The 22,814-nt window shown below is 49.3% G+C and carries 23 protein-coding genes; 3 read left to right on the plus strand and 20 right to left on the minus strand.

The window, feature by feature from the left end; all coding sequences use genetic code 11:
- The 9 genes from ACLTD4_RS03065 to udp all read right to left on the minus strand — a co-directional run.
- Positions 1 to 1,534, minus strand: a 1,534-nt coding sequence (locus tag ACLTD4_RS03065; protein ID WP_412331116.1) for a M56 family metallopeptidase, incomplete at its 3' end; no start/stop codon positions are given.
- The gene (locus tag ACLTD4_RS03070) at positions 1,527 to 1,910 is read right to left on the minus strand and encodes a BlaI/MecI/CopY family transcriptional regulator (protein WP_412331117.1); all 384 of its coding nucleotides are present in this window, start codon (positions 1,908 to 1,910) and stop codon (positions 1,527 to 1,529) included. The genes ACLTD4_RS03070 and ACLTD4_RS03065, both read right to left, overlap by 8 nt.
- Before the next feature lie 165 nt (positions 1,911 to 2,075).
- The gene (locus tag ACLTD4_RS03075; RefSeq protein WP_002605504.1) at positions 2,076 to 3,083 is read right to left on the minus strand and encodes a LacI family DNA-binding transcriptional regulator; all 1,008 of its coding nucleotides are present in this window, start codon (positions 3,081 to 3,083) and stop codon (positions 2,076 to 2,078) included.
- Positions 3,084 to 3,187: 104 nt separating this feature from the next.
- The gene (locus ACLTD4_RS03080; RefSeq protein WP_412331118.1) at positions 3,188 to 3,955 is read right to left on the minus strand and encodes a glycerophosphodiester phosphodiesterase; all 768 of its coding nucleotides are present in this window, start codon (positions 3,953 to 3,955) and stop codon (positions 3,188 to 3,190) included.
- Positions 3,952 to 5,061: an ABC transporter ATP-binding protein gene (locus ACLTD4_RS03085; RefSeq protein WP_412331119.1), complete on the minus strand. Its 1,110-nt coding sequence runs from the start codon at positions 5,059 to 5,061 to the stop codon at positions 3,952 to 3,954. The genes ACLTD4_RS03080 and ACLTD4_RS03085 overlap by 4 nt, the downstream gene beginning before the upstream one ends.
- Before the next feature lie 2 nt (positions 5,062 to 5,063).
- Positions 5,064 to 5,909, minus strand: a complete 846-nt coding sequence (locus tag ACLTD4_RS03090) for a carbohydrate ABC transporter permease (protein ID WP_412331120.1) — start codon at positions 5,907 to 5,909, stop codon at positions 5,064 to 5,066.
- A gap of 12 nt (positions 5,910 to 5,921) precedes the next feature.
- Complete coding sequence (locus ACLTD4_RS03095; protein WP_002605500.1) at positions 5,922 to 6,794, minus strand: carbohydrate ABC transporter permease; 873 nt, start codon at positions 6,792 to 6,794, stop codon at positions 5,922 to 5,924.
- A 78-nt stretch (positions 6,795 to 6,872) separates the two neighbouring features.
- Positions 6,873 to 8,288, minus strand: a complete 1,416-nt coding sequence (locus ACLTD4_RS03100; protein WP_412331121.1) for an ABC transporter substrate-binding protein — start codon at positions 8,286 to 8,288, stop codon at positions 6,873 to 6,875.
- On the minus strand, positions 8,285 to 9,088 hold the full coding sequence (udp, locus tag ACLTD4_RS03105; RefSeq protein ID WP_412331122.1) for a uridine phosphorylase: 804 nt from the start codon (positions 9,086 to 9,088) through the stop codon (positions 8,285 to 8,287). Before udp ends, ACLTD4_RS03100 begins: the two co-directional genes overlap by 4 nt.
- Positions 9,089 to 9,435: 347 nt before the next feature.
- Here udp and ACLTD4_RS03110 point away from each other — a divergent pair, with 347 nt between their 5' ends.
- Positions 9,436 to 10,140, plus strand: coding sequence for a phosphatase (locus tag ACLTD4_RS03110; protein ID WP_320922099.1), 705 nt, complete (start codon positions 9,436 to 9,438; stop codon positions 10,138 to 10,140).
- A gap of 98 nt (positions 10,141 to 10,238) precedes the next feature.
- Here ACLTD4_RS03110 and ACLTD4_RS03115 read toward each other — a convergent pair whose 3' ends face one another.
- Positions 10,239 to 11,330, minus strand: coding sequence for a hypothetical protein (locus ACLTD4_RS03115; protein ID WP_055658401.1), 1,092 nt, complete (start codon positions 11,328 to 11,330; stop codon positions 10,239 to 10,241).
- Positions 11,331 to 11,524: 194 nt separating this feature from the next.
- Between ACLTD4_RS03115 and ACLTD4_RS03120 the strand changes: the two genes are divergently transcribed.
- A complete protein-coding gene (locus ACLTD4_RS03120) occupies positions 11,525 to 11,791 on the plus strand; it encodes a hypothetical protein (RefSeq protein ID WP_002605495.1) in 267 nt (88 codons plus the stop codon).
- A 987-nt stretch (positions 11,792 to 12,778) separates the two neighbouring features.
- Here ACLTD4_RS03120 and ACLTD4_RS03125 read toward each other — a convergent pair.
- Positions 12,779 to 13,561 carry a DUF6612 family protein gene (locus ACLTD4_RS03125; RefSeq protein ID WP_055658397.1) on the minus strand — a complete coding sequence of 261 codons (783 nt, stop codon included), beginning with the start codon at positions 13,559 to 13,561 and terminating at the stop codon, positions 12,779 to 12,781.
- 326 nt (positions 13,562 to 13,887) lie between these two features.
- Here ACLTD4_RS03125 and ACLTD4_RS03130 point away from each other — a divergent pair, with 326 nt between their 5' ends.
- Positions 13,888 to 14,733: an AraC family transcriptional regulator gene (locus ACLTD4_RS03130; RefSeq protein ID WP_055658394.1), complete on the plus strand. Its 846-nt coding sequence runs from the start codon at positions 13,888 to 13,890 to the stop codon at positions 14,731 to 14,733.
- A gap of 86 nt (positions 14,734 to 14,819) precedes the next feature.
- On the opposite strand, the gene ACLTD4_RS03135 is transcribed toward ACLTD4_RS03130, so the two are convergent.
- From ACLTD4_RS03135 to ACLTD4_RS03175, 9 genes are read right to left on the minus strand one after another with little or no spacing between them, the layout of a single operon-like run.
- Entirely contained in the window at positions 14,820 to 15,743 is a 924-nt protein-coding gene (locus tag ACLTD4_RS03135; RefSeq protein ID WP_243008279.1) for a phosphate acyltransferase, read from the minus strand.
- On the minus strand, positions 15,715 to 16,836 hold the full coding sequence (gene buk / locus ACLTD4_RS03140; RefSeq protein ID WP_412331123.1) for a butyrate kinase: 1,122 nt from the start codon (positions 16,834 to 16,836) through the stop codon (positions 15,715 to 15,717). The genes ACLTD4_RS03135 and buk overlap by 29 nt, the downstream gene beginning before the upstream one ends.
- 14 nt (positions 16,837 to 16,850) lie before the next feature.
- Positions 16,851 to 17,720, minus strand: coding sequence for a thiamine pyrophosphate-dependent enzyme (locus ACLTD4_RS03145; protein WP_117622207.1), 870 nt, complete (start codon positions 17,718 to 17,720; stop codon positions 16,851 to 16,853).
- A complete protein-coding gene (gene porA, locus ACLTD4_RS03150; protein WP_117622206.1) occupies positions 17,713 to 18,912 on the minus strand; it encodes a pyruvate ferredoxin oxidoreductase in 1,200 nt (399 codons plus the stop codon). Before porA ends, ACLTD4_RS03145 begins: the two co-directional genes overlap by 8 nt.
- Positions 18,913 to 19,191, minus strand: coding sequence for a 4Fe-4S binding protein (locus tag ACLTD4_RS03155; protein ID WP_117622205.1), 279 nt, complete (start codon positions 19,189 to 19,191; stop codon positions 18,913 to 18,915). It lies immediately after the preceding gene.
- Positions 19,172 to 19,726, minus strand: coding sequence for a 2-oxoacid:acceptor oxidoreductase family protein (locus ACLTD4_RS03160; protein ID WP_055658382.1), 555 nt, complete (start codon positions 19,724 to 19,726; stop codon positions 19,172 to 19,174). Before ACLTD4_RS03160 ends, ACLTD4_RS03155 begins: the two co-directional genes overlap by 20 nt.
- 15 nt (positions 19,727 to 19,741) lie before the next feature.
- Complete coding sequence (locus ACLTD4_RS03165; RefSeq protein ID WP_187023491.1) at positions 19,742 to 20,371, minus strand: hypothetical protein; 630 nt, start codon at positions 20,369 to 20,371, stop codon at positions 19,742 to 19,744.
- Positions 20,368 to 21,126, minus strand: a complete 759-nt coding sequence (locus ACLTD4_RS03170) for a DUF362 domain-containing protein (RefSeq protein WP_390472394.1) — start codon at positions 21,124 to 21,126, stop codon at positions 20,368 to 20,370. Before ACLTD4_RS03170 ends, ACLTD4_RS03165 begins: the two co-directional genes overlap by 4 nt.
- A 25-nt stretch (positions 21,127 to 21,151) precedes the next feature.
- Positions 21,152 to 22,441 (minus strand): 2-hydroxycarboxylate transporter family protein, encoded by a 1,290-nt coding sequence (locus tag ACLTD4_RS03175; protein ID WP_055658378.1) that lies wholly within the window; start codon positions 22,439 to 22,441, stop codon positions 21,152 to 21,154.
- Positions 22,442 to 22,814: the final 373 nt, after the last annotated feature.

The following is a 22,814-nucleotide window of genomic DNA, read 5'->3' on the forward strand; positions in this document are numbered from 1 at the left end:
TCCGGGGATTCGCACAAGGACCGAATATCGTCATTATAAACTCGCTGCTCGCGTAATGATCGATATACCAGCTTGCTGTTCCTTCCTTTTGCGCCGTATAATCGTATGAATAATCATATAAATAATCCAGGCCTTCATCTTTCCCGGCTTCGGACTGTGGGAAAAATTCTTTTGTTTCTTCACCCCCGGCAAGAATCATGCCATAGTGCTCCACCGCCTCCGGCGTCTGATAAATGTTCAGCCATTCCCCGGTAGGTTCCCGTATGACAGAGGCGTAATCCAGGCTGCCCTCCTCCTTTAAGACACTCACCAGAAGCCGGTACGTCTCACCACGATATGAAAATGGATATTGGTTGACATAATTCAATTCTGCCTCAGTTTCATTCTCCTTATCCTCAGAAGGGATTTCCGGCCACCATTTGCGGATCGCCTCCAACAGATTCTGATCCTTTGGCAGCTCAGACAGCGCCACAATTTCGGCCATACCCGGAACAGAGTCTGCTCCATTCCCCATTTTCCCGGTAAAAGTACAAACGATCAGAACTATGGCCGCCGCCGCGATCACCAAAGCGGTGACCGGCCCCGTCTTCGGATGGTGAGCCAGCGTCCAGATCCGCTCCTTCATGGACTTCTTACCATTTCCGATATCGGAGGCTGTGCTCAGAAACTTCCACGGCGTCCTTCTGCCTGCTGCCATGGCGATCAGCGTCCTCCCATAGGCGAACCGCTCTGCCTCTCCCAGCCGCCGGACAGCCGCCTCGTCGCAGGAAAGCTCACAGTCCCGCTTCGATAAATAGCCTGCCAGCCAGACGAAGGGATTGATCCAGTAACAGCACAGCAGGACACAGCGGAGCCACCCCCAGATATGGTCGCGGTGGCCGGCATGACACGCCTCATGAACCACCACATGACGGGCGGCCTCCGGATCATTCTGAAGCCGTTCCGGCAGATAGATCCCCTTCTTCCCAAAATATACAAAATAACAGGGTGTCGGAATGTCCCCAGCCCAGTATACCGGCACGGCCGACCACGCCGGAACCGAGCCTTCGTACGGCGTCCTCTGCTTCATGAGACGCTTCCCCATATGGATATGTACGGCAGAAAGCCATAGAAACAGCAGGATGCTTCCTGCAATCCAGATACCGAGAAAGAGAACAATCCATCCGGACAGCCCCGCCTGCTCCGCCCCGGATATGAGAGCTGTACCGGGATTGGCCGCGGCATTCTCCAGTCCGGCGTGCACGGCGCCTAACTGACCGGGACTAACCGGAACCGCGCCGAAAGGCACTGTGACAGCGTGAGCCCGGACCGCCAGACGGTCGGCCAGCGGCGCCGCCGCATTCATGATACTCCACGGACTCTGCAGGCTTCCAAACCACCGGATCACCGGGTAGAAACACGGCAGAGCCAGACGCGCCGCTGCGATTCCCCAAAGGCCGTACTGCACGGTCGGCCTGATTCTCCCTTTGAACAGGATGCGGATCGCGCACAGCATGAGGATGATGACAGATGAGGTAATCAGGGTCTCAGTCATTCGTCTCCTCCTCCGCCTTCTGTAATATATCATAAAGCTCCTCAATATCCGACTTCGAGAGGGAACCGGAATTCACCATGGCGTCCACCATCATGGTCACACTCCCCTCGTAAACGCGTTCCAGAAACCCTTTTGTCTCCTCCAGCACCGTATCTTCCCGGTCGACTGCCGGATAAAACTGCTTCGCACGTCCTCCCTCCTCATGGATCACGGCTCCCTTTGCCTCCAATCGGTTCAACATGGTGATAATTACGTTTTTCCCCCAGTCCGTTTCCTCCTTCAGTTCCTTTGTTAGCTGCATGATGGTCTTGGGCGGCTGCTTCCACAGCGCATTCATGACCTTCCATTCTCCGTCTGACAGAGCGATTCTTCCCATATCCGTTCCTTCTTTCCGTTGCCATGTATTGGTATACATTTGTATACCTTCATTGTATACTGGAAGGGCGCCATACGTCAAGAGGATACTTCTTAACAATTCTTACATTTCTAAAGTTTCCCAAATAAAGAAAGAGCCCGGCAGAAACCGGACTCCCATACTCTCTTATTCTATTTTCCCCACGCTTCCACGTGTCACCAGCGTCACCTGGTATTCCACCTTTTTAATCAGCTTCCGCTTTCCTTCGATCCGTTCCTCCAGAATCTCCACCGCTTCCCGCCCCATGGCATCCGTATGGACATCGACTGTGGTCAGGGCCGGGAACGAAAATTCGCCGGAGCTGTCCCCGTTTATGGAAATCACCGATACGCTGTCCGGCACGGAGATTCCTTCCTCATTCAGCGCCTTGATCACTCCGATGGCAATCGGATCATTGGATACGAAAAATGCATCCGGAACCGCCTTCTTCTCGCGGAGCCAGCGTTTCATCATCTGGTAACCACTTTCCACGCCGTGTTCCCCGACCATGGAACCGGCAAAATGAAGCTGCTTCTGCTCGGCCATGAACTTCTTAAAATAAGAAAACTTGCTGAACTCCTCCGGTGTATCCTCGCTGTCATACCCGCCGAGATAGGCAATATCCTTAAGTCCCATGGCAGCCAGATGCCCCATGGCCTTATAAACACAGTCCTTAATGCTGTAAGAGATCCAGTCCATGCGGTCCGGGTAGTAATTCACCTTGCCCACAAACACCATACAGCCGGTCCTCACCGCGGCACAGATTGTATCCACCTCTTTCCGGTCGAAATTCCCCACGACCAGCGCTCCGTCGATCTGTCGGTCAAACGAATCCAGGAAGGAATAAGGGACAAATGTGAACCCGATATTCTTTTGATAGCACGTTTCCTCGACGGCACTCCTGATCGAGAAATAGAACGCGTTATCAATCTGGTTCATGAAATGTGTGTCCTTATGAACGATCGCAATGTTCCGGCATCGTTTTAATTTCTTCTCCTGTTTCATCTTATACTGGAGTTCTTCCGCTACGGAAAAGATCTTTTCCTTCGTCTCCTCTGTAATAGAAAGCGTTGGATCTTCCCTCAGCGCTCTGGAAACCGTAGACTTGGCCACGCCGGCCTTCTCCGCAATATCCAATAATGTTGCCACACACATCACCCCTTCCTTCACCTGTTTTTACTATTTTTTATCATATCAGAATCATCACTATACGTCAATCACGCGGTCTCCTGTGGTTTGCTGTTTTATGCGTATTTTTGTTACAGCTTACAGCCTTCGCGGTTCCGTCCGCTCTGTCGTCCTGCACGTCCCAGTCTGCGCGCCATTTCCGGATAATCGGCTTCAAACATGGTTACGCCGCATGCGTATGCCCGTTCCATCCATTTTTCTTCCCTTAATATAGCGCCGCTCACATAATATCCGTGTACCTTGAGTCCGTCTATCATGTCCGGTGTTATATTATAGATATACGTTAAATAGACCATCGCATCCATGGACTTCATAAGCTCCACAGGGTCCTCCGGGATAAAGGGAACGATCAGGCCGATCTCCACCTCCGGATCCAGCTGCTTCATCCGTTTAAGGACCTGATAATCCGGACCGAATACGAATACACGCTTCTTCATGCCTGTTCTCTCCAGAACAGGAACCATGGCCTCCAGCAGACGGAAGTTTACTTCCTGCATATCCAGGGGAACTGTCTTAATCTCCAGCGCGAACCACGCTTCTCTTTCGCTGCCCCATCTCATGGCCTCCTCAAAGGTGCAGAGGCCCGGACAGTTCTCCCGCAGCCTGTCCAGCGTATGCTCGTGAACGTATCCGTGCAAAGCGGTCCGTTTCTCCAGAGCGGTATCGTGATAGACCACGGGCACACCGTCCCTCGTCAGCTGAATATCAATTTCCAGGTAATCCGCGCCCGACAGCAGGCCGTGCTCCATGGCTTCTATGGAATTTTCCGGGTAACGGCAGGCACAGCCTCTGTGCCCGCCAATCAGCACCCGGTCCGCATGTTCTAATAATTCTCTCATAATACAAGGTTCACCTTCGTCTCAGAGTCAAACACATTTATAAAATCCGCAAACCGCAGATATACACGTTTTTCACCGTCGCCCACCAGCGCCTTCATTCGCCCAAAGGCAGACGTATCATCCACGGATACCCGCACGTGACAGCCGTGGACATCCCCGCTTAAGAGCAGTTCCTTGCCTAAGTTCTCCACCATCTGGACCTCCATCGGCAAGGTATTGGCTGCCGGCTCCGCCCCTACCCTGATCTGATGGGAGCGAACTCCCAGCTTAACCGGCCTGCCGGTGTGGGGTCTCAGCTTTTCGAGAAGCTGCCCGGATACCTCCACGGAAGACTCCCCAATGGTAAACATTAGCTTCTCCCCGACCGTCTCCAGCTTGGCATCGATAAAATTCATGGGCGGATTCCCCATAAAATTAGCCACAAATAAGTTGGCCGGATACTGATAAAGCATCTCAGGAGTATCGTACTGCTGGATTCTTCCGTTGTCAAGAATGGCAATCTTGTCCGCAATCGCCATGGCCTCTTCCTGATCATGGGTCACGATGATTGATGTAACCTTTAACTCCTGCTGAATCTTCTTAATTACTTCGCGGATCTCGATCTTTAATCGGGCATCCAGGTTAGACATCGGCTCGTCCAGGAGCAGGATCTTCGGCTCCTTCACGAGGGCGCGGCACATGGCCACTCTCTGCTGCTGGCCGCCGGAGAGCTGGGTCGGCTTCCGGTCCAGAAGATGCTCAATCTGAAGCTTTACCGCCATTTCCCTCGCCTTTTTATGGCGTTCTTCCTTCGATACACCCTTTTGCTTTAAGGGGAACGCAATGTTATCAATTACCTTTAAATGGGGATACAGGGCGTAAGACTGGAATACCATACCGATATTCCGGTCCTTTGGCGCCTTGTTCGTCACATCCGCATCATCAAATATCACCTGCCCGCTGGTCACATCCAAAAGTCCGGCGATGCAGTTTAAGGTTGTGGATTTCCCGCAGCCCGACGGCCCCAGCAGTGCGACAAACTCCGTGTCCCGGATCTCCAGATCGATACTGTCCAGCGCCACGACGCCCTGGTCAAATTCCTTACGCAGTTTATTGATTGAAATCATAATTATACTCCCTTTCCGCCTCCGATATTGCCTTCCATCAACTGTTTCTGAGATATAACGAAAAATACGAATACCGGCAGCATGTATACGATTGCCATTGCCGCAAATACACCGTAATCCGCGATCATCTGCTCACTCCGCGACAGGGAATGGAGGTACGTGGCGATAACCGGCGTCTTGGAATTGAAAATCAGCGTGTTAAACAAGATATAGTTGGACCATGCGCTGAGGAATGAGAAAATCGAGATCGAGGCGATGCCTGGCTTAACCAGATAGATAATAACCTGGAAGAAACCGCTCAGCCTGCTGCATCCGTCCACCAGCGTGGAATTCTCGATATCCCTCGGTATCCCATCAAAAAAGTTTTTAATAATAAAGGTGGACCCCGGAATCCGGAATGCGATGGCGACCAGAATGACGCCCACCATGGTATTGACGATATGCAGTGCAATCAGAACATAGAGCACGGCAATGAGTAAGAGCAGGTTTGGGAACATCCTCAGAATCAGAAGTGAATACTGAATCGTTTTCCTTCCCCGGAACTGAAGTCTCGACAGCGCATACCCGGCCAGACAACTGATGACCACTTCACTCAGAGTGACTATGATTGTAAAATAAACCGTATTTACAAATGATTTTCCAATGGGCTGAATCGTTGTCTGCTTCAGCTTCATGGGCTTATACAGGAAATCGAAATTGCTTAATGTAAACGCGCCATCCGCGCCCAAAAAAGCAAGGCTGAAAAAGCTGATATACAGATACAGGATCGGTGCGCAGAGCAGAACCAGTACCGCGATCGCGATATTCTGTTTCTTTTTCTCCGTCTTGCTTAACGTAACCTTTGCCATTTGTTCTCCCCCCTATCTTTCATTCTGCTTCTGCATGACTTTGTTCATCAGGATCATAAGAACCAGTACCACCAGGATCAGCATCAGGGAAATAGCCGCGCCGTATCCGTACTGCTGGTCGTTAAACGCCTTATGGTAGGCTGACAGCGACCAGACCTCGGTCTGGATTCCCGGTCCGCCGTTGGTGATGAGGAGAATCGTCACGTAGTTCGTGAGAAGCCCCAGCGCCTCCCACAGGGCGATAAACTGGATGTGGTAGCGGATATTGGGGATGATAATGCTTTTGATAATCTCCCATTCTCCCGCCCCATCCACATGGGCCGCCTTAAACTGGTTTTCGGGAATGCTCTTGATCGCGCTAGAAAATATAATGGTTCCATACGCAATATTGACGAGAATCGTCGCGCAGAGGACGATCTGCATCGGGTACTTCGCAATCCAGTTAATCGGCTGGGAGTCCACAAAGGATAAATAGACCCGGTTGACCATTCCTCCCTCGCCGGCTTCCAACAGCCAGATCCAGAGTACGGAATACACAACCGCCGGTGTGATCATGGGGATCATCAGAATCGCCTTAAATATGCTGGAGTACCGCTCTGTCTTAACGAAATATGTAGTGAGCACGGCGAACAGAAGATTTAAGAAAACCGTCGCCACAATCGCCACCCCGACAAAGATCAGGGTATTTCTTACAATGACCAGCGTATTTGGATCTTTAAATATCTTAATAAAATTTTTGAAATGGTTAAATTCCCACACAAACGAGGAATCGAGATTCGTAAATGACATCACCACAGTCAGTACGGCCGGGATTACATAGAAAATCGTCACCAAAATCAAAAAAGGCGTTAAAAACATATATGCCTGTCCATTTTTATTTTTCATGAGGAACCGCCTTCCTAAATGCTGCTGCGCCGGAATCTTTCACACCTCCTGGCGCAGCAGCGGCAAACCTTACTGTTTTTATTTGAAAATTACATTGTCAACATTCAGTTCGATCTGAGTCTTCAAGTCGGCAACCGCCTGTTCCGGAGTCGTCTGTCCCAGTTCGAGGGAGACAATCTGTGTGAACATCTCGCTCTTTAAGGAAGATAAATTGTTGATTGCCGGAACGGACCTTGCGTAATCTGCCATGTAAGTTACATTCTTAAGGATCGGATTCTCCGTCACTTCCGGGTTCTTATTGGCTTCTTTGATACAGGACAGTGTGTAGATGGTGCCTGCATGTTTTGCTAACAGAGAGTTGGAATCGCCGGCCAGTTCGCGGAAAATATCCTTACAGACATCCGGATACTTTGTATCGGCGCTGATCGCCATCATCTGAGGCGCTACCGTTGCAAACGGGGCATCCGTATATTCGGATTTCGGGAATAACACAAACGTCTCATTCTTCGCAAACTCTTCTGTCTCCAGTCCTGCCGCCTGCGCCACATACGTCGCGGAGAACATCGGACCGTAGTAGGCGAAGGCTTCTCCCGTACCTACCATCTTATTGATTGTATCCCAACCCAGCTGGTTTAAGTTGGGAGGTGTGATCTTCGTCGTGTTGGCATTTTCGTAGATGCTCTCAAAAAATCTCGTTATTCCGGCCTCGTCAAACACCAGGCTGCCGTTTTCATCGTAATACTGACCGCCAAACGCATTTAACATATCGAAAAAGTCATTGCCGGCTCCTGGTCTGTGAACCAGACCGTACTTCGCTCCGCCTTTTTCTACCACTTCACTGCAGAGATCCATAAACTGTTCCAGAGTAAATTCCCCGTCCCGGATCTTTTCCGGCAACGCGTCGATCTCGTCCTGGCTCCATCCGATATCCGCCAGGTCCTTGTTGGAGTAATAGATTACACGAAGCGGCAGGTCGAAAGGCATGGCGTAGGCTTTTCCATCCACCATAGTCGGTGTGAATACGCCGTCTACGAATGCATCACTCATCACATCCGTGATATCCAGAACACATCCGGCCTTTACGAATCCGGCCACATCGGCGTCACAGATGAAGATATCCGGTGCGTCCCCACTCTTATGTGCAAACACGATGTTGTTATGGTATTCACTGTTGTCGATGGTCTGATAATCCGTCTCAAACTCGATCCGGATATTCTTTTCTTCCTGCTCGTACTTCTTATTTAAATTCTCCGCGGCTCCCAGTACCGCTTCCGGCATTGTGAGGAAATCTCCGTTAAAGCCCAGCTTTAAGGTAATTGTCTCCATCTCCGCAGACGTGCTCTTTTCTCCCGTACTTTCCTCCGTCTTAGCCGCCTCGCTGCCCGCTGCTGCCGTATCGGCTGTGCTCTCCTTCTTCTGACCGCATCCAGCCAGGCTCATCACCATGGTCAGTCCCAGTAATACTGCCGTCAATGCTCTGCCTTTTTTCTTCATAATGTCTTCCCTCCATAATTTTTTTGATTGGTTTTATCATGCTCTATTAACCGCTTCATGGCCTCCACGGCCAGTTCTGCCACTTTTCCGGTGTCATGGCACTGGATATCCTCAAGTCCCATCTCCCGCCTCGTCTGGTTTCCTATGACAAGGAGCACCGTACCCAGGCGAAGCCTGCGGACCTGTCCGACCGTAAACAGCGCCGCGGACTCCATCTCGCTTGCCAGCGCGCCGCACCGTACCCAGGCCTTCCATTTTGAATTTAATGCATCTGCTACCGGCATGGTATCCGGATCATGCTGACCGTAAAAGGAATCCTTACACTGCACGACGCCCAGATGGCAGCGCTGTCCGGCCGCGTCTGCCGCTTCCTTGAGAGCCATAACCACCTGATAATCCGCAACTGCCGGATATTCGATGGGGGCGTACTCCCTGCTCGTGCCTTCCATGCGCACAGCTCCTGTGGCGATCACCGCATCTCCCCCCAGTACTTCCGGCTGCATACCTCCCGAGGTTCCAACGCGGATAAAGGTACTGGCCCCACAGTGCGCCAGCTCCTCCAGGGCTATGGCCGCCGACGGCCCGCCGATTCCGGTGGACACCACGCTGACCTTCTCCCCATTTAAATATCCGGTACAGGTAACATACTCCCGGTTTACCGCCCTTTTCTCCGGACGGTCAAGCAGCCCTGCAATGGTTTCACATCTTCCCGGATCACCGGTCAGAATTACATACCGGCCGACATCTCCCTCCTTAATCTGCAGGTGATACTCCTGCCCTTCTGCATATACGCTTCCCATTGTTTCCTCCTTTTGTCTTTTACCTTTTACCTTTATCTTTGTCTTTGCTTTTGCTTTTTGTTTTTTGCCTTTTGCTTCTATTTAGTAAACTTTCCCTCTTCACGTTTCCATTAGTTTCCTGGCCCCAGTTTGTGCTAAATCACTTTTTTCATCGTATTTATTGATGTTTTATAGTTAGATTATAGCATGTTGACTAATTTTGTCAATAAAATTATAAGTAAATGTTTTGTAAAGTTTATATTATTTTTTAGTTTTTTCGTATTTTTTTCAGATTGTATTGATTTTTTGTTTACTAAACATTATAATAAGTTTATCTTACTACAAAATTATATAAGAAGAAAAGAGGGGTGTGTTTGAAAACAATCGCGGATTTACATATGCATACCAGCGTCAGCCAGCACGCTTACAGCACTCTGGATGAGATGGCAATGGCCGCAAAGTTTAAAGGTTTTAAAGCCTTTGGCATTACCAATCACGGTCCCGGGATGTTGGACGGCGCCATGGAGCTTCACTTTCTGTGTTTACGAAACCTTCCGGACGAGCTTTACGGTATTCGTTTTTACAAAGGCGCCGAAGTGAATATCAAGTCGTATGACGGTCAGCTGGACCTGCCTGAATCCATTTTAAAGAATTTGGATATCGTCATTGCTTCCTATCATGCGGAGGCCATTGCTCCCGCCTCACCGGCAGATCACACGCGAGGGCTCATCGAGGTCTTGAAAAATCCCGATGTGGACTGTCTGGGGCACATCGGGAATCCGGTTTTTCAATGCGACTATGAGGCCGTCATCAAGGCATGCGCCCAGGAGGAAAAGTTAATTGAGATCAACTCCAACTCCTTTATAGTCCGCCCCGGAAGCGATAAGAACTGTAAAACCGTCGCCCGGCTCTGCATGGAATATGGTGTCTCCGTACTGGTCAGCTCCGACGCCCATTCCAAATACGCGGTCGGCAGCCACGACGCGGCATTAAAGATGTTAAGAAGCATCTCCTTTCCGGAGAAACTGATCGTAAACTCGGACTGGGATCTGCTTCAGAGGCGTCTGCCGTAGCCGGAAGCGAAAAAACAGCAATTAAAAAGACGCAGTGCAGAACTTCTATCTGCTGTAATAGAAGTTCTGCACCGCGTCTTTCTCTTATTATATATTCATTATCCCTTTACACTCTTATAAAGTGCTTCCGCCTCACTGATCGTAGTGGCTTTCCCCAGCCGTATAAAATCAGCCAGCTCATCCAGCTTCTCAGGCACCATAAATTCCGTTCCGAGATAGGATTCATAATTATCCGTGATAAAGAGTGTCTGCTCCTTCACTTTCACCTCGGCTTCCTTGGCCTCATCCGATGCACGGCGCAGCTCAGCCTCCAGCCGTTCGATCTTCTCCCTGCTTCCGCCGGCAATCTCATCGGAAATGATGGTCTTCGTCACCTTCTCAAATGTATTTAACGCTTCTTTCTTCTTGCTGGTGATATCCGCCAGGTCCTGCTCGATCTGAGCGATCTCATCGTCATACTTTTCCAGATCATACACAGCCTCGTCCCGGTCGCGCCGGATCGCGCTGGTAATGACACGGATCTTCTTATCGTTCGTCCTCATTAAATCGCGGATTTTCCGTCCCTGCTTTAGCGTCTCCTGATGACGCACCTTTGTCTTATTATTAATCAGAATATAGAGTCCTCCGAAGACAACGACAGCCACGAAATAGATCCCCGCCAGATAATAGTTGGACTTCTGCGGAAGCAGCATGTAGATTCCCCATGGAACCGCAAGAAAGCAAATCAGAATCGTCACCAGTAAAATCAGAAATTCTGAGAATCCTCTGGTAAAATACAGGGAGTAGTACCATGTGGATTTACAGAAACGCGGCACACGGTCCTGCTGGAACGCCGTCTTCATCTGCAGCTTCAGTTCCCGGTTGTCATCCCGCAGTTCCTTCGTCTCTTCCTCAATCCGTTCCTTCACGCCCTGGCTCTTCGCCTTCTCCCGTTTGCTCCGAACCCGCTTTAACCGGTCCTGTCCTTTTGCTATCTCCTTGTCGTAGGAACCGTTAATTTCTTCCATACGCTTCTTCACAGTCAGACTGATCGCATCCGTCACTGCCTTCTTTTCCGCCTCCAGTTCTTTCTCCAGACGCTTCTCATCCAGGCGTATTTTATCCAGTGAATTTTTGCTCGCAGACAGCTCCTGTACGGCTCTGCATGCCTCTGACAGGAATCCGACCTGGTCTGTTATCGGTTGTGCCATTCGTCGTCGTCCTCCTTCGGTTTTATCCGATTTTATTCCACAAAAAACGCTAACTTGATTCTATCATATTCTATTCATTTTTACAAATTTTTAATCTCAAGTTTTTTCCCTTGCACTGCTTCCCGCCAGGATGATATAATCAACTGCATACACTTTTTATAAAAACCACAGATATACGGGAGGAGGAAGATTCTATGTTTCGCATGTGGGGAAAGATTATAAAAGACACGAGACTCGTCCGGGATACCGTTATCTGCATCTCCGATTACTCAATGTCCAGAACCGCCATGGTATTCCAGGCTCTTGATGATATCTGCTATGAATTTGATTTGGGTAAGCCGATCTGGCTGGACGCCACCATTCACGAGTTTAAGGTTCATGACAAGGCGCGTTTTTATCAGGACAACTTTATCGAACACATTGATTTCGATTTTCTGGAAATCCAGGTCATCGAAGAATAAAGAGGGATTACGATGTTACGGAAAAGTAAATGGCTTTTGGTTCCGGCCGCCGCTTCCCTGATGGTCTCCGGCTGTTTCGGGAAAAACAGGGAACACGAACTGCAGGAAGCGGCAGACGCCATCAATGCCGCGATTGAACACGATCTGGCCCTGGACCGTTATGAATTTACGGTCTCCAAAGGTGCACTTTTCGATGAGAAAAACTATGACGGCCAGAAGACTACGTATATCTGCGTCTCCGGGGACGGAGGCCGTGACTACTATATTACCACCTCCTCCAGTGACAAAAGCTCCACTCTGACCGTAGAGCATGAGCTTCTTGGCGATGATCACTATTACCGGATATTTGATAAGGAGAAAGACGAGTACCATATCCCCTCCGATGCCGGCAGTGATACGGGCAGTCATCCCGGGCTGGTGGAGAAAGGCTGGGTTTACGACACCACCGACAGCCCCTCCGGAAACGAAGACTATAAAAAGCGCCTGTGGATCTACGGGCACCGCATCGCTCCGGAAGACTTCGCAGAAGCTTCCATCGATAAGGATGGCGGCTGGACCACGATTTCGCTTAGCCGCAGCCCTGAACAGCTTAAGGAATCTTCTCTTCCCTCTAAGGTCATGTACGACGAAGCGATGGACTGGTATCAACGGGAACTGGCTAAAGATGACTTGAAGCAGTATGAAAGAAGCTCTCTGGAGTCCAAGCAGAAGGAACTGGAGGAGACCGGCGCCGAGGCCATCGACCGGAATTATACCGCCGAAACACTGAAAGCCGTCATCGATTCATCGGGACGCCTGCTGACGATCGAATACCGCCTCTCTTACGATTATGGACAGGAAATCGACGGCGAGACAGTCAAGACCATCACGCAGTACAGCAATGCGACACTCGAACGCTCCAATGACGATTCCATCGTTCTTCCGAATATGCATGATGATAAAACAGCGCTGCACATTCTCCTCATAAGAATGTGCAGCGCTGTCTGCTTACTGCTGGGTTCCCAGAGCCGCAGGATCGATTTCCTGATAGCCCTCCAGGTCTGGCGCAGTCAATGTGACCGCCTGGCCCGGATTATGATAAATGGCGTCGGTATCCATCTCCACTCCAACTGTTTCTCCCTGGACCGTCATATCCATGCTCATCTTGATATTCATGCTTGAGAAATAGCCGTCTTTATTCACAACCGCTTCTCCGCTGGCCGATTTGATCTTATAAGCAACGTCTTCCGCTCCGGCGATCGCTCCGCTCATACTGCCCATGATATCCTGTACATAGGAATCCATCTTTTCCGCGTCAGCCGTAAATGTGAGGATCTGGTTATCTCCGTCCTTCTTCGCCTTGATTTCCTTCATATAAGAAGATTCCATGTTGGCGCCTTCCGTGCTCTGCTTAACCTGCTCCATGAGCTGGTTTAAATCCATGGCGTACTTGAACTTCTGTCCCATGGTCTCCATGTAGTAATAGCCGCCCTCATAGTACATCGTCACATCGATGTCCTGACCCGCCATCGTGGTCTTTCCGGCTGCCAGGTACTTCATATCATCCGTATTCGCACCGGTCATCTGAATATTCATGGTCGTCGATAAGTCGATGGTCTGATCCCCCTGAGTCATCGTCATGGCAGCCGTTGTCTCGATATCCATTTCCTGCAGTTCAGAAGTCTTCTTGGAAGCTTCATCATAAATCGTCCTGGCATCTTTTCCGCCGCCGCATCCTGCCAGGGATAATACCATGGCCGCGCTCAAAAGAAGTGTTAAATATTTTTTCATAGTTTCCTCCTTATAATAAGAAATGTAATACAATACAGTATACTATATACATCTTACCAATACCAGAACTATATTCTTAAATAAAGCTGACAATAAGTGGAAAAGAGGGCATTCACTGGCATGGTCCCCATAGAATTCTTACTTTTTATATATCTTGCTCCAGTAATAATAAAAAGCTTTCCTTTCATGGCCAAATCACCTATAATAGACAGTATAAAAGGACTTTATTTGGTATTTTTACGTATGAGAAACAGTTTATTTATTATCATTTTGCGATTTCCTGGCAAGATAATTAAAAAGCCTGTAAAATTTAAAGAGGTAGCCCTATGAGTAACGAACGATTGAATTTTGATAAAAATCTTGAAACACTCCAAAAACTGAATTTCCAGCTCCTGTACGCCTCTACCTCCAAATATGAAGGTGACTGGCAGAGTCTTCCCCATACCCATCATTTTACCGAGCTGTTCTATGTCATCAGCGGCCTGGGAAAATTCCTGGTGGAAGACCGGCTGATCACGGTTAAGGAGAATGATATGGTCATTGTCAATCCCAATGTGGAACACACGGAGAAGTCCCTGGATTCCAAACCGTTAGAGTATATCGTATTCGGCGTTGAAGGCCTGACCTTCTCTTTCGGAACTCCGGATGTCCCGGAAAACTATGGTTACTATAACTATTCCGCCGAAAAAAAGAACCTGCTGAACTTTTCCCAGCTGATGCTTCGTGAGATCAAGGAAAAAAAGAACGGTTACGAACAGGTATGCCACGACCTTCTGGAAGTTATTCTCATCTATATTACGAGAAATGACCAGTTCGGCATCATCTCCACAGATGCCTCCCGCATGCCTAAGGAATGCGCCAGCGCCAAGCGGTATCTGGATGCAAATTACGCACAGCCGATTACCCTGGATTCTCTGGCAGATGCCACCCATATCAACAAGTTTTACTTATCACACACCTTTTCCAAGTATCTGGGAATGTCACCCATCACCTATCTGATCCAGCGCCGTCTTCAGATAAGCAAGGATCTGCTCACACAGACGGATTATTCGATTGCCGAGATTGCAGCCAGCACGGGATTTGCCTCGCAGTCGTATTTTTCGCAGATATTTAAGAAGTTTACGGGGATTAGTCCGAATCAATACAGGAAGCAGAATGCAGTGCATCAATAGATGCAAACACAGCGCTGGTTCGCCCGGTTGGTCACGGGCGAGCTGGCGCTGTGTTCTGGTATTGTCAGAAAAGCAGTTAGACAATTTTATGAGTGACTGACATCCGGCTTTCCTGACAGATAGATGGAAAACATAATTGACATCATTTTGTTTTCTACGGTATCTGTTCTCGAGGTCATGACTACAGGTGCTTTTGTTCCCATGATGACGGCGGCGGTGTCCATTTTTGCGAAGAAAATAAGCGTTTTAAAGACACAGTTTGCCACCTGTAAATTAGGAAACACCAGAATGTCCGCGTGTCCCGCTACGGGACTTGTAATATTTTTGTGACGAGCCGCCTCCTCTGATACGGCGTTGTCCAACGCCAGAGGGCCATCGACAATACAGTTTTTTATCTGGCCCCTGTCACACATCTTGCTCAGTATCGCGGCCTCCATTGTATCCGGGATTTTGGGATTTACCACTTCCAGGGCTGATATCAGTGCTACTCTGGGACAGTCATATCCCAGCCGGCGCATTAGTTCCACTGCATTTTCTATGATCGCCTTCTTGTCTTCCAGGCCAGGCTCTATGGCCATGGCGCAGTCTGTCATTAACTGAATTCCAGCCCCATCGAGTTTATCGTATACTGTAATTTGTGACAGCAGCTTTCCGGTGTTCAATCCATTTTCCTTATCCAGTACAGCTTTTAAAAATACTGATGTATGAAGGTTCCCTTTCATAATAAGGTCACACTCACCGGATTTCGCCAGGCTCACAACGGTTCTGGCCGCCTCACCGTGATCCTGACAGTTTACTACTTTTGCTGTGTCCTCTGAAATGCCGTTTTCCTCCAGAAGCTCTGTGATTTTGCCGCCGTCTCCTGCCAATACAAACCGGGCAATGCGGCGTTTTTCCATCTCTTTTACAAGTTCCATGATATCCTGATCTTCGGCCGCGGCTACTCCGATCACTCTCGGATTCTCTCTGTCTAAATACTGTTCAATCTCTCTGATCCGTTTTATCATCATCTGCCTCCCGATCTGTATATGGATATACCTTTTTCGCTTCCTGTCCGGTTAAGTACCGGAGACAACCGTCTCCCAGCGCCTCCATCTCATTTTCGCCCGGATAAAGATAGACCGGTGCAATAAACTCAATTCTTTCTTTTATCAGCCCGATAAAACACTCTGAAAATGCCAGACTGCCGGTAAATGCAATAGCCTCCACGTGGCCGCACAGAACCGCGGCGGCTCCTCCGATCGCTTTTGCCACCTGATATGCCATGGCCCTGTAGATGGCTTCAGCCAGCTCATCCCCCTCTTTGATACGCTGTTCCACCTCTAAGCAGTCCGCGGTTCCCAAGTAACTGACGAGACCGCCGCGCCCATTGATCTGACGCAGCATCTCCTGACAGGTGTACTGTCCGGAATAGCAAAGCCGGATCAGAGCCCCTACCGGCAAATCGCCGGATCTTTCCGGTGAGAATGGGCCATCGCCATCCAGGGCATTGTTGACATCGATCACGCGGCCTTTTTTATGAGCACCTACCGATATGCCTCCGCCCAGATGAACGACAATCATATCCGTATCTTCATAGGCTTTCCCCATTTTCCCACAGATCTTCCGCGCTGTCGCCTTTTGGTTCAGCGCATGGAAGCTGGATATCCGCTGAATGGCAGCGCTGCCGGAAAACCTGGCTTCACTGCACAGTTCATCCGTCATGGGCGGATCCACAACCAGGGCCGGGATTCCCAGTTCTTTTCCCATATCATAGGCAATCTGATTGCAGACCGAACATGGATGAGAGCCATAGAGACCGCTTTTCATATCCTCGAGCATCTGTTCTCCGATCTCATAGATCCCCCCTTCCACGGCCCGCATATTACCTCCACGCGTCACCAGGGCATCCAGAGAATCCAATTTGATATCGGCTTCCTCAAGCACTTTTAAAACAGCCTGTTTTCTGTAATCATACTGATCCCAGATGGTCTGATACTGCTCCAGCTCTTTAGTCGTATGCTTAACGGATACCGACAAAAGTACTTCATGATTCTCACGTACGGCAATCTTGGTAGAGGTAGAGCCCCCATTTGTAATAAGAATGCGATATTCCTTCTCCATCTCTCCTCCTCCATTCAGCCTTCTGATGCAAGGAGCTCTCTGTATCTGGCAGCCGTCTCTTTCTGTAAAACTTCCATGTCCGCCTCTGTCATCTTCTTAAAACGTCCCTGGAGCGATAAATAATCCCGGATTGGCCTTAATTCCTTTACCTTTCTGTTCACTGTGATCCGGCCATTTTCGTATTCATACAGAACCCAAGCCCCGGTTTCGATCGCCATTTGGCATACCTCGATGGATTTCGCAGGCGGGTATGCCCAGCCGGTGGGGCATGGCGTATGTACGTGCAGTAACGCCGGGCCATCCACATCTTTGGCCTTCTTTACTTTTTTCACCAGGTCCGGCAGATTTGCAGCGGAACACGCAGCTGCATACGGAATGCGGTGGGCAATTGCAATCTTCAGCAGATCCTTCTTATATGTGGGTTTACCAGCAGGAGTCGTAGTCGTATTAGCACCGTATGGCGTGGCGCTGGACCCCTGGATCCCCGTGTTCATATAGGCTTCATTATCATAGCAGACATAGAGCACCCGGTCGCCGCGCTCCATGATTCCCGACAGCGACTGAAGACCAATATCTGCGGTAGCGCCGTCTCCGGCAAAGGCCAGTACCGTCGTATGAGTATTTCCCTGCGCGTCGAGTCCGGCCCGCACCCCTGCGGCCGACGCAGCTGTATTTTCCAGGTTGCATTGGTAACCGGCGATTTTCATATTTGTTACATTGTCAATACCGCTGAAAAGCGCCGCACAGCCCGGCGGAATAATGACGACCGTGTCCTCTCCTAAAGTCTGGACAACATTCCGGAAAACAAGCTCTAAGCCGCAGCCGGCACATGCATTTACTCCATGGGATACAAGGCCCTTCGCTTCTGTTTCGATCTTATACATATCTGAGCACCTCCCTGATATCCATTGGATTCTCCTTTGTATCAATCCACACAGGAATATTTGAAGCAGCTTCTGCATGCAGAATATCGTCATACATACGCTGTATTGTTGCCGGATTTACATCTCTGCCGCCCAGCCCGCCTATGTAATCCTTCACTATACAGCCTCCGCCCACGGCGCTCACCGTCTCCTGGAAGAGAGGTCCGCCCATGGCGCCCAGACCGGCGCTTCTGTCAAACACGGCAATCCGTTTCGCATTCTGTGTCAGTATCTTCATCTGCTTTGCCGGGAATGGCCGGAAACACGTTACCTTTACCGCCCCAACTTTCTCACCTTTTTCCCGCTGCTCATTGACAAAGTACTTCATAGTTCCCATCATGGAACCCATACCTACCAGAATTGTTTCGGCGTCCTCTGTCCGGTATCCCTCCAGCATCTGAAGCTTTCGTCCAAATCTGGCCTCAAACTCTTCCGCCGTCTTTCCGAATACTTCTTCCGCAGCCTCAAATCCCTTCATCATCTGATATTTCATCTCCGTAAACTCTTCCAGAGAGATGAGATCATTGATAAATACCGGATCGGCTGGATCCAGCCAGAAATTCTTCTTCTGGTACGGCCCGATAAATTCGGTCACCTCTTCCTGCTCCGGAACCAGCACCTTCTGCATGGAGTGAGACAGGAAAAAGCCATCAAAACATACCATCGCCGGAAGCAGAACCTTCTCGTGTTCCGCAATTCGGTATGCCATCAGCAGCAGATCATAAATTTCCTGCACATTTTCACAATAGAACTGAAGCCAGCCACTGTCTCGTTCCGCCATACTGTCCTGGTGGTCGCACCAGAGACTCCATGGCGACGCCAGAGCCCTGTTCACCACCGGCATAACCATAGGAACACGCATACCGGATACCGCGTTGCAGATTTCATGCATGAGCGCGAGGCCCACCGATGCTGTCGCTGTAGCCGCCCTGACTCCGGTGAGCTGGGCTCCCAGGGCGCAGCTTAAAGCAGAATGCTCCGATTCTACACGGATGTATTTTGCATCCAGCGTTCCCTGTGCAATCAAATCTGACAGCTTTTCCGCAATGGGACTCTGAGGTGTGATCGGATATGCGGAAACTACTTTTACTCCGGCCATGCTTACAGCCTGTACCGCAGCCGCGTTGCCATCCAACATTTTATACTGAGCCATCTATCTCTCACCTCCCACGGGCACCATTTTAATACACGTTTTCGGGCATTCATTGGCACAGATTCCGCAGCCCTTACAGAAATCCCAGGCAAATACCACGCATTCTTCCTGATCTGCCCGAATTGTTATGGCGTCAACAGGGCAATATCTCTGGCAGGTACCGCACTTAATGCAGGCCTCGTAATCCACCATCGGATACTCCTGACGCCAGGAACCTGTATTCACCGCCCCAAATACGGTGGCAATCGGCCCTTCAGCTCTAAATCTTTCCAGTTTCATCGTAAGCCTCCTTTGCCGCATCCGCATTTGCACTGCCCGCCTTTGTTCCAAAGGTAGATTTAACGGCCGCCATCACGGATTCTATTTTTACGATTCCGGTCCTCGCCAGAACACCCAGCATGGCGCTGTTGGGAATGTTTCTCTTTATATTCTTTACTGCAATACGCGTGGCATCCGCATAATAGACCTCTTTGAATCCGAACTTCTCCTTAAACTGTCCTGCGATACCCTCGTCTCCTGTGTTGAGTACCAGAACCGCATTTCCAGAAATACCTGCTCCGATATCTATTTCCCGCGTCAGAAAGCTCGCGTCAGAAACAAGGACAATTTCTGGTTCATAGACAAAACAGTTTAACAGAACCGGTTTGCTGTCTATCATAATGCTGGTATTGACTGGCGCTCCGCGCCGTTCATGTCCATAGGCCGGAACAGTTATCGCATACTCCTCTTCATAGATGGAAACCGCCTCGGACAGAGTCTTCGCTGCAGTCACAATTCCCTGGCCTCCCAGGCCAAAAAACTTGAGTTTAATCACGTATCCCCCTCCGTCCTATAATTTTTCTGCAAGCTCTAAAAGCAGCCGTTCAGCCTTATGCGGGTTAAAGATACCACAGGCACAGGGCTTCGATAACTCATTCGCAGCATCCTTTGCAGTCCTTCTGCCTGCCTTTATGTCTTCCACCATCTTTGTGACCAGGCCAGCCGATATCATGGCATGGCCGCACATGGTGGTGATCTCCAGAATCTGAGTCTCAGGAAGTTTATCCACATTCCCCCAGATTCCAAGGGAAATATCCACAGAATGACGGTTAATACCAGCCGCTTTTGCACAGCAGTCCACATCGTCCACCAGTCCTGAGACGACAACGGAATATCCGTAATCGGCCTCCTTTAGAGCCTTCATGACTTCAATCAGCTTGTCCCTGGTATCAAATACTCCATGAACCATGGGAACCTCCGGCTTTAAGTTCGCCTTTATCTCCTCCAAAGTATGCGTTGCAAAGTTACCGCAGCCGATGGCCCCCATATTAACCGGATCAAATTGAGCCATAAGATCCAGGTATTTCTTAAATATCTCAACACTGTTCTGATTATTAATTCCGCGTGCCGGCATGATTAATACCACATAATCGTCCGTCTGCCCGGAGCGGGTCTTTACTCTGTGAAGCGTATGTGTCATAACGCGGCACCCCCTTCCTTAATCCTGTCTTCGTAGCGCGGCCTTCCCAGTCCGAGATTCGTCTTAGCCGATGCTGCATGAAGATCCAAATTCAGTTCTTTTATAATATCCATGACCGGAAGGGAATCGTCCCTCTCATCTACGCGGCAGATAATACAGAGACTGAATACCGTATCGATGTGATGTGAAGCCTCCTTAAGCGCCCGAAGCACCGAGTCTGCATTCTCCAGTCTGCAGGAAAACTCCACAATAGCGCTCATTACAATCTCATCCAGCACAGACGGTTCGAGAATTCCCTTCTCCTTGTCTATAATCAGCGAAGTAACCGGATTATTAACCTCAAACTTTTCTGCATAAGGGGCTGCTGCCTGCAGGATTGTCTGCAGATCACGGAACGTCGATCCGACGCCCGGGCGTCCCAGCTCCACCGCAAAAGTAATCATATCAAGGCTATGTACTACGCCTGTCACATCGTTGGTCTTTACTTCCTCCGTCCCTCTTCCCGCATGTTTGAGGGCAGTATTCTCATGTTTTCCAAATGGATCCGAAAATGCCTTCCGGTAAGCTCTTGGTGCTTCCAGATGAATGTTATAGATGGCATCCCGGGGACATCCGGCATTCTTAAGGCAGACACCACATTCTACACATGCGTCTAAATCGATAACCGCCTTCCTCATCTCAATCCGTATTGCATCTCTGGGGCAGTATGGCACACACTTACCACAGCCCACACATTTTTCCTGATTGATATACATGAATCAATTCCTCCTGTACTCTTTGCTAATGAATAAAATTCAGCAGAATTCCCGCCAGCACCAGCACGACGGAACCTCCGATTCTGGACGAATAAGAGGAATATGGAAGCAGTTCCATGCGGTCTGCCGCCGCCAGGGTAGCCAGATCACCGGTCTGGGCCATATTCGACATGCAAAGTCCCGCGGCAATGGCTGCCTCTACCTCATAAAGTCCCATAAAATGACCAACAAGTCCTGCACCAATGGCTGCGCCAATAACAATCACCAGGACCAGCACCAAATAGATGGGATTCGTCAGCGCTTCAATGGTTTTGCCGATATCAATATTGGATATTCCAATTGGAATCAGCGCTGCATAGAGCAGATTCTTTGTCCACGTTCTGGACCACTGGATTGTACCGACTTCAAGGTGCTTGGGAAGAAGACCAAATGCCTTGACCAGGGTCAGAATGATAATTAAGTAAACGTATGTATGAAGCCCGCTGTAGACAAACTTGTTAACGATGAGGGCCGCCATGTAAGCAATCATGGCGACGTAGAATCCTGCTCCCAGACCTTCATAGGTAATCGGTGCTCCGTTAATCTCTTTATCCTCTTCCTCCAGTTCTCTCGCCAGCTCCGGATCCGCAATTTTAAGAATCTGGCCGTTGCCCGTCAGCGTGGGCTTCTTTTTTCCTACACGGTTTAATATTCCTCCCAGAATTATTGAAGCCACATTACCAAGTACTACCGCCGGCATTAATACCGAAAGAATGGTCTCCGACTCGCCCCCAAAGTGGCCGGAATAGATCTGTGAAAGCGGCAGCGCACCAGCTCCTACACCTCCGCCCATGATCGGTATTGCCAGATTAAACAAAGCGTTCTTTCCACCGTAACCGGTGACTGCTCCCACCAGAAACGCCAGAAGACACGACATCAGAAGACCGCCTAAAATGGCCGGTAAAAATTTTAATGTGGACTTGATAATAATTTTTCTCGACAGGGATAGGATCGCCCCCGCGATCATGATGGAAATGAAGAATGCAAAGAAATTAATGTTATCCATGAAGTTCTTCATAATATCCTTAAGCCCTGCGGGAAGAATCCCGAAATACATCAGTAAAGCCGGTCCAAATACGCACAGGATTGGGCCCCCACCCATCCAGTCGTGGATAAACTTTACTCTGTCTCCAATCTCGCCAAAGACGATACCGAGAACAAACATCAATGCGAAACACCCCATAAGATCGCCGGGCAGCTTTTCCGTCAGCGTTAATGGAATTACGGTTACGAGGCCGATTGCAAACGCCAGCCACCCTAAATTTTTCAATTTCATACGAACCTTCCTTTCTCCTTTTAACTTCTGGTAAACTTTCCCCCACTGATAATCTGCCGGATCATTATTCCTATCCGGAAATACATATGTTTATCTTCTTTTTTCCGATCGCCCCCTTGCAATAGTTCTCTATACGAACTTTAAGTTCTTTGTATGAACTTTATATCCTTATATTATTCCTTCTCTTTTGTTTTGTCAATACTAGATTTATTATATTATTTTCTATCAATTAACCCGCGTGGGAAAATATACCAGATTTATTCAGATATGCTCCAGGCCGCAGGAAGAACCATAAGAGAAATTTGACAAAGAAAAATGCAAACAGCAAATTCTCATGGTATCGCACCGCGTAAGAAGGTTGCAACTCGGACCG

The sequence above is a fragment of the Hungatella sp. genome (genome assembly GCF_046966825.1).

Coding starts and splice junctions, on each gene's coding strand:
- ACLTD4_RS03070 (WP_412331117.1), bottom strand. CDS start 1,910: ATGGGAAGAATCGCTCTGTCAGACGGAGAATGGAAGGTCATGAATGCG.
- ACLTD4_RS03075 (WP_002605504.1), bottom strand. CDS start 3,083: ATGTGTGTGGCAACATTATTGGATATTGCGGAGAAGGCCGGCGTGGCC.
- ACLTD4_RS03080 (WP_412331118.1), bottom strand. CDS start 3,955: ATGAGAGAATTATTAGAACATGCGGACCGGGTGCTGATTGGCGGGCAC.
- ACLTD4_RS03085 (WP_412331119.1), bottom strand. CDS start 5,061: ATGATTTCAATCAATAAACTGCGTAAGGAATTTGACCAGGGCGTCGTG.
- ACLTD4_RS03090 (WP_412331120.1), bottom strand. CDS start 5,909: ATGGCAAAGGTTACGTTAAGCAAGACGGAGAAAAAGAAACAGAATATC.
- ACLTD4_RS03095 (WP_002605500.1), bottom strand. CDS start 6,794: ATGAAAAATAAAAATGGACAGGCATATATGTTTTTAACGCCTTTTTTG.
- ACLTD4_RS03100 (WP_412331121.1), bottom strand. CDS start 8,288: ATGAAGAAAAAAGGCAGAGCATTGACGGCAGTATTACTGGGACTGACC.
- udp (WP_412331122.1), bottom strand. CDS start 9,088: ATGGGAAGCGTATATGCAGAAGGGCAGGAGTATCACCTGCAGATTAAG.
- ACLTD4_RS03115 (WP_055658401.1), bottom strand. CDS start 11,330: ATGGCACAACCGATAACAGACCAGGTCGGATTCCTGTCAGAGGCATGC.
- ACLTD4_RS03120 (WP_002605495.1), top strand. CDS start 11,525: ATGTTTCGCATGTGGGGAAAGATTATAAAAGACACGAGACTCGTCCGG.
- ACLTD4_RS03125 (WP_055658397.1), bottom strand. CDS start 13,561: ATGAAAAAATATTTAACACTTCTTTTGAGCGCGGCCATGGTATTATCC.
- ACLTD4_RS03130 (WP_055658394.1), top strand. CDS start 13,888: ATGAGTAACGAACGATTGAATTTTGATAAAAATCTTGAAACACTCCAA.
- ACLTD4_RS03135 (WP_243008279.1), bottom strand. CDS start 15,743: ATGATGATAAAACGGATCAGAGAGATTGAACAGTATTTAGACAGAGAG.
- buk (WP_412331123.1), bottom strand. CDS start 16,836: ATGGAGAAGGAATATCGCATTCTTATTACAAATGGGGGCTCTACCTCT.
- ACLTD4_RS03145 (WP_117622207.1), bottom strand. CDS start 17,720: ATGTATAAGATCGAAACAGAAGCGAAGGGCCTTGTATCCCATGGAGTA.
- porA (WP_117622206.1), bottom strand. CDS start 18,912: ATGGCTCAGTATAAAATGTTGGATGGCAACGCGGCTGCGGTACAGGCT.
- ACLTD4_RS03155 (WP_117622205.1), bottom strand. CDS start 19,191: ATGAAACTGGAAAGATTTAGAGCTGAAGGGCCGATTGCCACCGTATTT.
- ACLTD4_RS03165 (WP_187023491.1), bottom strand. CDS start 20,371: ATGACACATACGCTTCACAGAGTAAAGACCCGCTCCGGGCAGACGGAC.
- ACLTD4_RS03170 (WP_390472394.1), bottom strand. CDS start 21,126: ATGTATATCAATCAGGAAAAATGTGTGGGCTGTGGTAAGTGTGTGCCA.
- ACLTD4_RS03175 (WP_055658378.1), bottom strand. CDS start 22,441: ATGAAATTGAAAAATTTAGGGTGGCTGGCGTTTGCAATCGGCCTCGTA.